The sequence below is a fragment of the Paraburkholderia sp. UCT31 genome (genome assembly GCF_014397655.1).
Taxonomy (GTDB): Bacteria; Pseudomonadota; Gammaproteobacteria; order Burkholderiales; family Burkholderiaceae; genus Paraburkholderia; species Paraburkholderia tuberum.
Map to the genome: position 1 here is coordinate 1 of NZ_VZQP01000119.1, position 8,469 is coordinate 8,469.

The 8,469-nt window shown below is 60.0% G+C and carries 8 protein-coding genes and 1 pseudogene; 4 read left to right on the forward strand and 5 right to left on the reverse strand.

All coding sequences use genetic code 11. The features are described 5' to 3' along the window. The first annotated feature begins 541 nt into the window (after positions 1 to 541). Complete coding sequence (locus tag F6X40_RS40450) at positions 542 to 1,912, forward strand: FAD-binding oxidoreductase (RefSeq protein WP_187631743.1); 1,371 nt, start codon at positions 542 to 544, stop codon at positions 1,910 to 1,912. Between the two features lie 452 nt (positions 1,913 to 2,364). Next, on the forward strand, positions 2,365 to 3,345 hold the full coding sequence (locus F6X40_RS40455) for an NAD-dependent epimerase/dehydratase family protein (RefSeq protein WP_187631744.1): 981 nt from the start codon (positions 2,365 to 2,367) through the stop codon (positions 3,343 to 3,345). 162 nt (positions 3,346 to 3,507) lie between these two features. Here F6X40_RS40455 and F6X40_RS40460 read toward each other — a convergent pair whose 3' ends face one another. From F6X40_RS40460 to F6X40_RS40480, 5 genes are all read right to left on the reverse strand, one after another. Continuing rightward, positions 3,508 to 4,263, reverse strand: a complete 756-nt coding sequence (locus tag F6X40_RS40460; protein ID WP_187631748.1) for a tyrosine-type recombinase/integrase — start codon at positions 4,261 to 4,263, stop codon at positions 3,508 to 3,510. Between the two features lie 44 nt (positions 4,264 to 4,307). Beyond that, on the reverse strand, positions 4,308 to 4,586 hold the full coding sequence (locus F6X40_RS40465; RefSeq protein ID WP_184074265.1) for a plasmid mobilization protein: 279 nt from the start codon (positions 4,584 to 4,586) through the stop codon (positions 4,308 to 4,310). Positions 4,587 to 4,681: 95 nt separating this feature from the next. Continuing rightward, positions 4,682 to 4,951: a hypothetical protein gene (locus tag F6X40_RS40470; RefSeq protein ID WP_187631745.1), complete on the reverse strand. Its 270-nt coding sequence runs from the start codon at positions 4,949 to 4,951 to the stop codon at positions 4,682 to 4,684. 341 nt (positions 4,952 to 5,292) lie between these two features. Then, positions 5,293 to 5,601: a DUF4148 domain-containing protein gene (locus F6X40_RS40475; protein ID WP_187631746.1), complete on the reverse strand. Its 309-nt coding sequence runs from the start codon at positions 5,599 to 5,601 to the stop codon at positions 5,293 to 5,295. A gap of 378 nt (positions 5,602 to 5,979) precedes the next feature. Next, complete coding sequence (locus tag F6X40_RS40480) at positions 5,980 to 6,285, reverse strand: DUF4148 domain-containing protein (RefSeq protein WP_187631747.1); 306 nt, start codon at positions 6,283 to 6,285, stop codon at positions 5,980 to 5,982. A gap of 1,018 nt (positions 6,286 to 7,303) precedes the next feature. Here F6X40_RS40480 and F6X40_RS40485 point away from each other — a divergent pair. Beyond that, a complete protein-coding gene (locus F6X40_RS40485) occupies positions 7,304 to 8,137 on the forward strand; it encodes a class I SAM-dependent methyltransferase (RefSeq protein WP_187631749.1) in 834 nt (277 codons plus the stop codon). A 241-nt stretch (positions 8,138 to 8,378) separates the two neighbouring features. After that, a pseudogene (locus tag F6X40_RS40490) lies at positions 8,379 to 8,469 on the forward strand (IS6 family transposase); the annotation flags it as partial.

An 8,469-nucleotide genomic window follows, 5' to 3' on the forward strand; every position in this document is an offset into this window, starting at 1 on the left:
CGGCTCCTGCTGGAGAACGAGGCGGATTGCCTCATTCGCCAACATAAAACCGCGTGACCGGCCTCGCCCTGACCTCCCGCGTCGGACCGGAGCCCTCTACCGCGCGAGCGGTTTCGTTCTTCGACCCGAAAGAGACCTTCGGAATTCCCGGTAGCGGCCATTCAAATGACCATTTGAGGCGGCGTCGACCCCTTCAATGCCGTCTGGCCGATCAAGTCTCCGGTTGGACGCGCCCTTTTTTTCTCATTGACTAAAGAGCGGCCGCCGATTGGTCGGGTTTCATTCGACTGGCTGCTCGCTCGTCTTGCTGTCAGTGTCGTCAATCGGAAGTTCCTTCCGGCAATTGCGTCGGAGCACTATGCTTTTCATCAAATGAGGTGCGAGGCTAAGCCCGCGACCGGCTATCGGATAGGTGCGTAGATGCCGATTGATTCCACGCACCGATGTCGTTCTTGTCGACAGTTCGGCACGAGGCTTCCTGGTACGGCAGCGCGTCGTCGCGCGGGCGCGCGATGGATTAACTCTTTAAAGAGGCAGCGTCATGGACGAGTTTGCGATTCAGGAATTTCGCGGGAGGCTGATCGGTCCGTCAGACAAGGACTACGACGAGGCGCGAGCGCTGTACAACGGCATGATCGATAAGCGGCCCAAGGTGATCGCTCGCTGCACCGACGCCGCCGATGTCATAGCGGCGGTCAACTACGCGCGCGATAACAAACTGCTTCTCGCAATCCGCGGAGGCGGACACAACGGCCCCGGTTTGGGCAGTTGCGACGGTGGGCTGGTCATCGACCTGTCGCAGATGCGCAGCGTGCGCGTCGACCCAGCGAGCCGCACCGTGCGTGTGGATCCCGGCTGCACTGCAGCGGATCTCGATCACGCGACCCACGCCTTTGGCCTCGCCGTACCACTCGGCATCGTCGGCAGCACGGGGGTCGCAGGTCTGACCTTGGGCGGGGGAACCGGCTACCTCACGCGCAAGCACGGCCTCACGGTCGACAATTTGCTAGAGGTGGATGTAGTGCTCGCCGACGGCTCTTTCGTCACCGCTAACAATGAACAGCACGTTGACCTCTTTTGGGCGGTGCGCGGTGGCGGCGGTAACTTCGGCGTGGTCACAAGTTTTCTATTTCAGGCCCATCGAGCCAAAATGGTGTTCGCCGGTCCGATCTTCTGGGACGCCAAGGAAGCCAAGCAAGTTATGGCGATGTACCGCGACTTCATCCGACACGCCCCCGAAGAGCTTGGTCTATTTGTCGGCCTCAAAACCGTGCCTCCAATCGATCCCTTCCCTAAGGAGCACTGGAACAAACGCGCCTGTGCTCTGATCGGTGCTTTCAACGGCCCGATCCCAGAGGGGCAGAAGCTCATGGCCTCGCTGCTCGAGAAACTGCCCGCCCCGCTGTTCAACTGGATGGGCGAGATGCCGTGGACTGCCATCAATACACTGTTCGACCCGTTCTTCCCTAAAGGCTTGCAGTGGTACTGGAAGGGCGACTTTGTCAAGGCGCTGCCTGACGAGGCGATCGACGTGCACATCGCCAACGCGCTCAAGGCACCGACCCCATTCTGCCTGATGCACCTTTACCCCATAGACGGCGCCGTTCGGCGGGTCGCCAAGGATGCCACGCCGTGGAGCGCACGGGACGCGTCTTTTTCGATGGTGATTGCCGCGATTAGCCCGGATCCCAAGGACGCCGAGGCGCTTAAGACCTGGGGCCGTGCCTACTGGGAGGCTATCCACCCGTTCAATCTGGAAGGCGCCTACGTCAACTTCATGGACGCCGACGAGGCCGAGAACCGAGTCGAACTAAGCTACGGCGAGAACTACACGCGGCTTGCCTCGATCAAGGCGAAGTACGATCCCAATAACCTGTTGCGAGTCAACCAGAACATTAAACCGAAAGCGTGAATCTACGCGCGGCCTCGCGCGCCCGCGCCGCGTGGTGGTGTTCAGCGCGATCACGCTGCCGACATTGCCGTCGTCGTTGCCGGGTGACTTGCTTGGGTCGCGCACGTTTGAAGAGCGTCCACGTCGCGCCGAACCTAATCAGCGCGACGCGTCAATCAAATCGGGGCTAACCGAACTCCGCGAGGTTCACGTTCCCCGCCCTCGAGGTTCCAGGACCTCTTCGGTGCGTGCAAGCTACGCGAAACAGTTCGCGAAAGTCCGCGTCCGAGCGATTCTAAGCTGGTACCTCAATGTCCGTTCCTGGCCGCCCTCTGCCTGACGGCGATCGGCAGCACGCGACCCGCAAGCGACACTCAGCTTTCTCAATAGTCGCCATTCGTCCATCAGGCCAAGGGCAAGCCGAAGCTCGGTGTGTTAAGTTTTCGGATCATCGGAGCGGATATGGAACCCCTATGCGAATTCTAGTGATGGGCGGCACGCTATTTCTTGGTCGCCACATCGTCGAGGCGGCCCTCAAGCGCGGACATAACGTAACAATATTCAATCGCGGCCGAGAAAATCCGTCGTTATTTCCTGAGATCGAACGCCTTGTCGGAGACAGAAACTCGGATCTGTCGGCCTTGGCGGGCCGACAGTTTGACGCGGTGATCGACCCCTCGGCGTATCGTCCCGAGCAAATCGACCTTGCGCTTTCTGCCCTCAAGGCTCCTCCGAAGCACTACACGTTCATCTCCAGCATTTCTGTGTATCGCAGTTTCCCGCCCGCCATCCAATATGACGAAGACGCCGACGTCCTTCTAGGTAGTGACGGTTACGGCGCGCTGAAGGCGAGAACGGAAGCCGCGATTCAGTCCGCTATGCCAGGGTTCGTCGCGATTTTCAGGCCAGGTCTAATCGTTGGTCCGCACGACCCAACCGGCAGATTCACGTATTGGATTCGCCGTATTGACGCGGGCGGCCGGGTACTCGCACCGGGGCGTCGTGATCGCCGGATTCAGATTATCGACGCACGAGACCTTGCCGAGTGGTGCCTGCAAATGGCTGAAGATAAGGTAAATGCGGTTTTCAATGCGGTCGGCCCACAATCAACGGTCACCATGGGGCAGTTTCTCGACCAGTGTCTCGAAGGCTCACAAGGCGGTGCGCAGCTTGATTGGCTCACGGATGAGCAGGTACTGGCTGCAGGCATCGAGGGATGGACCGAACTTCCTCTCTGGGTCGCTGAAAGCGATATGGACGCCGGAGGAATTTTTTACGCCGACAATCGCCGTGCAACAGGGCGTGGGCTCAACTTCAGACCTCTGGCTCAAACTATCAGGGACACCCGGGACTGGAGCCGCGCGACTGGCGAGATTAAACGCTCGCCGTTACTGGTCCAAACGTTAAGCTCAAGGAAGGAGCAAGCAACGCTTGCGCACTTCAGCGGGTTCTAAGCTAGATTCCCTCGCGCGCTCCCGTCGTCGGCGGCGAGCATGGCTGTCGTGCAACGATTGCCGACGATTTGGGCCGCAGTATCAAACGACGCATATTGGCCGGTTGGAGACAATCAATTTACTATGAACTGCGAAGCGAGCCGGGAAAAGAGCGACCGTGTCTTACACGCGGATCCGCTCCACCTCGTCGAGGCTGATGTCGTCGTGGCGCCGGTCATACAGCTGCGTGGTGCGGGTCGATGCGTGATTGGGCATCGCCGCCGCGTTCTCGAGCGTACCGCCGTCGTTCAGATAGGCGGTGATACCGGTCGCACGGAACGTGTGGTTGCCGATCTTCGTGCCGATGCCCGCCGCGAGCGCACGGCGCCGCACCATCGCGTACGCGTTGGCCTGCGGTAACGGCGTCGCGCTGAGCCGCGCGGTCCCGCGCGCGATCGTGCGGAACAGCGGCCCTTTTGCGTCGTCGGCGATCCCGGTGCCGTCCAGGTACGCGTGCAGATAGGCCTCGAGCGTGTGGTGACAAGGAATCTCGTGCCGCTTGCCGCCGTTTTCGCGCAGACGGACCCACAGGCGCCGGTGCTGCACATAGACATCGTCGACCCGCATCGCCAACGCCGCGCCGACCCGCGCGAACGAAAACACCATCAGCGCGATCAGCGCACGGTCGCGCAGGCCGATCGGCGTCGTCACATCGATGCTGTCGAGCAGCTGCCGCGCCTCAGTCGCATCGAGCACCGGTGTTTTCCCTTTCTTTGCGGTATGACTGGGGCCGGCCGCGATCGACGTCACGCCGGCGCCGGCACACCAGGTCAGGAATTCGCTGGCCGCACGTGCATACGCGCGACGCGTGTGCGGGTTGCGGATCGCCGATGCGAAGAACTCCAGAAATCGGACCCCGGCACGATCGCCGGCCGCCATCACCAATGTCGGTGTGGCTGTGCCATTGAGCGTCACCAGTGTGCTCACAGGATCCCCTTGCGCGTCGCCATGGCTTCGATGCGCCGGTTCGATTCCGCGACGAACACTGCCGTCTCGTCGAGTGCCGCGCCCGCCTGCCTTGTCGAGGCTTTGACACGATCGAGCAACCCCGCGATGTCTTCCGGGTCACGGGCTGGCACGAGCGACTTCGCAGCCTGCCGCATCAGCTCACTGACGGACAGCCCGAGCCGTTGGGCGTTTTTCCGGATCGCGCGCTTCTGGTTTTCTGTTACCTGAACGACGATGCGCCTGTCACGTTTCATGGCCCGGCTCCTTCTGACTGGCCAGCAAGCCAGTCCAGGTAGCTGTCGTCAGAAGCCAGACCACCGGACTGAGTGAAACCACAACTGGGACGGGACTACACCCCGAGGATCTTGCCGACCGTCTCACTGAATTCGCTGGTTGCGTTGTCGACCGCTTCGTCAGCCTCGTCGTCCAGGTTGTCGACGTTTTCATCGAGGACCTCCTGCAGCCTCAGGTATGCGGCAACAATGCCGTCCAGCTGGTCACTGCTCACGCGCGCGTACACGGCTTCTCCCAGCGCTTCCATGAAGTCGCCGCGGCTGCCGCCGATCAGGCCGTCCGCGCTGTTTTCCAGGTCGTCCTTGAACTGCTCGATATCGGCCATGCTTGCGCTCCAGAAAGTTAGGTCCGGCGTGGCCGGATATGACGGGCGACCGCAGGGCGCGGCCGCTCGTGAAAGTGTGCCTGCTCCGGCGTCCCCTGCACATCCGGCCGGACAATTCTTCTATATCTGATAAAGGACATTAGAATTTTTAGCGAAGCACAGCCGGCTCCTGCGTCGTGCCAATGCGGGCCTGTTGCGCCGTCTGCGCTTCGCTAAAAATCCTCTGCCCTATCATATAGATAACGTCCGGACAGATCCCAGTTTCTGGCGCATGCGCCCGATGCAGTCGTGTGTCCGGGCCGAGCGATTCAAAGCGTCCGGCCACCCGGCTGATGGGTCAATCAACTTCCTTTGTAGATCGAATGATCCGAGGCCCACTGGGTCGGTGCCCCCGACGCGGCCGAACCCGATTGCACGCCACCGTAGCCACTGAACGCCTGCTGCTGAGCCGCCACGCTCTTCAGCGCAGCCAGGACGCCCGCCGGATAGTGCGCGTCACTGTGGTGGCGGTTGTTGCTCGCCTGCTGCAGCTGGACGAGTTCCGCACGCACTTGCTCACGCGTGAGGGGACCGTTGCTGTTAGCGGACGCAATCGTGGGCAATGCGAGGACCGACACCAGCGCGATAACCGGAATGAATGTTTTAGCCATGGTTAATTCTCCAATTTAAATTTCAGAAACAGAAAAGACTGGGTTAGCGAAACAACGACCGCCGGGGCGGAAGCCTGTGTGCCAAATCGTTGAAGTCAGTTTATCGGTTTAACGCATTATTACAATAACCTTTCGACCAACAGATACTTGTCGCGTCTGCAACGTCACCACGCGTTATTAACGCGAAGCAATTACAAACGACAAAACGCCGGAGCGAATGACGAATTCGCCCCGGCGCAAAATGTAATGACACTGACTGATACTGGAAGGGGATGAAAGGCCGGCTCGGTTGCAGGCGATCAAGCGGCGACGATGCCGCTCGCCGGAGGTCACCGGGCCGGGCAGTTGAAAGCGCCCGGCCATCCGGCTGATAGGTCATCAACTTCCTTTGTAGATCGAATGATCCGAGGCCACCTGGGTCGGTGCGCCGGAAGCGGCGGAGCCCGATTTCACGCCACCGTGGCCACTGAGTGCCTGCTGAGCCGCCACGCTTTTCAGCGCGCCCTGGAGGTGCGCCGGGTAGTGCGCGTCACCGTGGTTGCGGTCGTAGCCCGCCTGCTGCAGCTGGACCAGTTCCGCGCGCACCTGCTCACGGGCGAGGGGGCCGTTGCTGCTAGCGGATGCCATCGTGGGCAGCGCGAGGACCGACACGAGCGCGAGAATGGGGATAAACGTTTTAGCCATGATTAATTCTCCAATTTAAAAGTCAGAAGCGGAAATACTGGGTTAGCGAAACAACGACCGGCAGGGGCGGAAGCCTGTGTGCCAGGTCGTTGAAGCCAGTTTATCGGTTTAGCGCATCATTACAACAACCTTTCATGCAACGGATACTTTCCGCGTCTGCAACGTCACCGGGCATCCAGTTGCACAAGGCAATTACAAACGACAAACCGCCGGAGCGAATCACGAATTCGCCCCGGCGCCAAAATGCAATGAAACTGTCGCTAATACTGGAAGGATGATGGAATGCAGGTCGGCGCGGCTGAATGCAGGCTCGTTTGCAGATAATCCGGGTTCGCGCGCGCCGTCAGTTGCAGTTAATGCTGGCCGGAAATCGTGTCGAATGCAGGTCCGACCGACTTCAAATGCAGGTCACTACATCTAACGGTGGCCTGTCATAAACGACTCGAAGTCGCGCAAGCCCGGCAAATGGGACACCGGCCGTTCTTGACATAACACCTGACCTCATCCGCCTGTCGCGAGCGGCAAAAATCGACCCACAACAGCCCTTCGTTGCTTCGGAAAACCAATGGCGGCTTGCGAAGGCAAGGCGGTCAGGTGCGCCGCATCACTCGTCCGCCAGCGGATCGATGCGGCTCGCCTTAAGAATTCGCGAATCTGCCATGGTCGAAGAGCCATTCGCTCAAAATCGCGCCGGCCGCTGCGCGACGGAATCCGCCCATTACTTTCGGCGTCCCGGGCAAAACATCTGGACGCCGGGTCATTCCTCCACGCGACTGACGTGCTGATACTGGCACTCACGCGATTCTGCAACAAAGGTCACATTCTGAAAGCCCGAAGCGCTGTACGTCACACATCGTGCCGGCGCCACCTCGGCATTTCCGACAGGCCGAATTTCGGATCCCGTGTGGTTTGCCCGATCGTCGCGCGGGCACGCTCAAATCAAGATTTCGCGGCGCCAATTGAGGCGCGGGAACCACGCATTTTCGAATGCGTCGCGCCCGTCTTTCAGGAGATATTTATGTCCGCTGGTGATTCCGCTTTCGCACCCGTTGCAGACTTCGCCGCCGTCAAGATCCGTCAACAGGCAGCCTGGTCGACTGGCGACTACGCCGTCGTTGGCACCACTCTGCAAATCGTCGGGGAGAACCTGTGCGAGGCGCTTGATCTGCGCGCCGGCAGTCGCGTGCTTGACGTCGCCGCAGGCAACGGCAACGCGACGCTTGCTGCCGCGCGCCGCTGGTGCGACGTCACGTCGACTGACTACGTCGCCTCGCTGCTCGATTCGGGTCGTGCGCGCGCACAGGCTGAAGGACTCCGGGTGCAGTTCCAGGAAGCTGATGCTGAAGCGCTGCCCTACGCGGATGCTTCATTTGACATCGTGATGTCGACTTTCGGCGTGATGTTCAGCCCCGATCAGGAAAAGGCGGCGGCCGAACTCGCACGTGTTTGCAAGTCTGGAGGATGGATTGGCCTCGCCAACTGGACGCCAGATAGCTTCATTGGGAAGCTATTCAAGACGATTGGCAAGTACATTCCACCGCCGGCCGGCGTGAATTCGCCAGCGCTCTGGGGCACAAAGACGCGCCTCGACGAGTTGTTCGACGGCACCTCCCGGAAAATCACTGCGATCAGCCGCGATTTTACGTTCCGCTACCGTTCGTCGGCGCATTTCATCGAGGTGTTCCGCACGTTCTATGGGCCGATGAACAAGGCGTTCTCCTCACTCGAAGGGGAACGGCAGGCGGCATTCCTCGCCGATCTGATCACACTGATCGAGGACGGGAACCGGTCGAACGATGCAACACTTGTCCTGCCGAGCGAGTATCTCGAAGTCGTGGTGGAACGAATGTAAATCCTGAGTGAGAGGCAGGATTGCCGCATCAGTAGATTGATCTGCGCGTCGTATTGTCGGGAGTTGATCGTGCCATTTCGATGCCGTGTTTCGTCACTGCTGACTTCGCTGCAGCCGCACCCAGCGAAGTCAGCCCATCGACGTTTGTCCTCGTGGGACTGGCGCACGTGACGACAATGGCGCTGTCGCATTAAGACAATCTGCTATCGTGGCGCTGGGAAAACGAAAGACGTGATCTACGATGACGAGCTTGAATGCGGGTAGGAACAAGGTGCTCAAACGGCTGCACTATCCGCTGGATGTGATATTGACTTGTGTGCGCTGGTACGTGG

Excerpts from the sequence above, each read along its gene's own strand:
- F6X40_RS40450 (WP_187631743.1), top strand. The coding sequence starts at position 542 with ATGGACGAGTTTGCGATTCAGGAATTTCGCGGGAGGCTGATCGGTCCG.
- F6X40_RS40455 (WP_187631744.1), top strand. The coding sequence starts at position 2,365 with ATGCGAATTCTAGTGATGGGCGGCACGCTATTTCTTGGTCGCCACATC.
- F6X40_RS40460 (WP_187631748.1), bottom strand. The coding sequence starts at position 4,263 with ATGGCGGCCGGCGATCGTGCCGGGGTCCGATTTCTGGAGTTCTTCGCA.
- F6X40_RS40465 (WP_184074265.1), bottom strand. The coding sequence starts at position 4,586 with ATGAAACGTGACAGGCGCATCGTCGTTCAGGTAACAGAAAACCAGAAG.
- F6X40_RS40470 (WP_187631745.1), bottom strand. The coding sequence starts at position 4,951 with ATGGCCGATATCGAGCAGTTCAAGGACGACCTGGAAAACAGCGCGGAC.
- F6X40_RS40475 (WP_187631746.1), bottom strand. The coding sequence starts at position 5,601 with ATGGCTAAAACATTCATTCCGGTTATCGCGCTGGTGTCGGTCCTCGCA.
- F6X40_RS40480 (WP_187631747.1), bottom strand. The coding sequence starts at position 6,285 with ATGGCTAAAACGTTTATCCCCATTCTCGCGCTCGTGTCGGTCCTCGCG.
- F6X40_RS40485 (WP_187631749.1), top strand. The coding sequence starts at position 7,304 with ATGTCCGCTGGTGATTCCGCTTTCGCACCCGTTGCAGACTTCGCCGCC.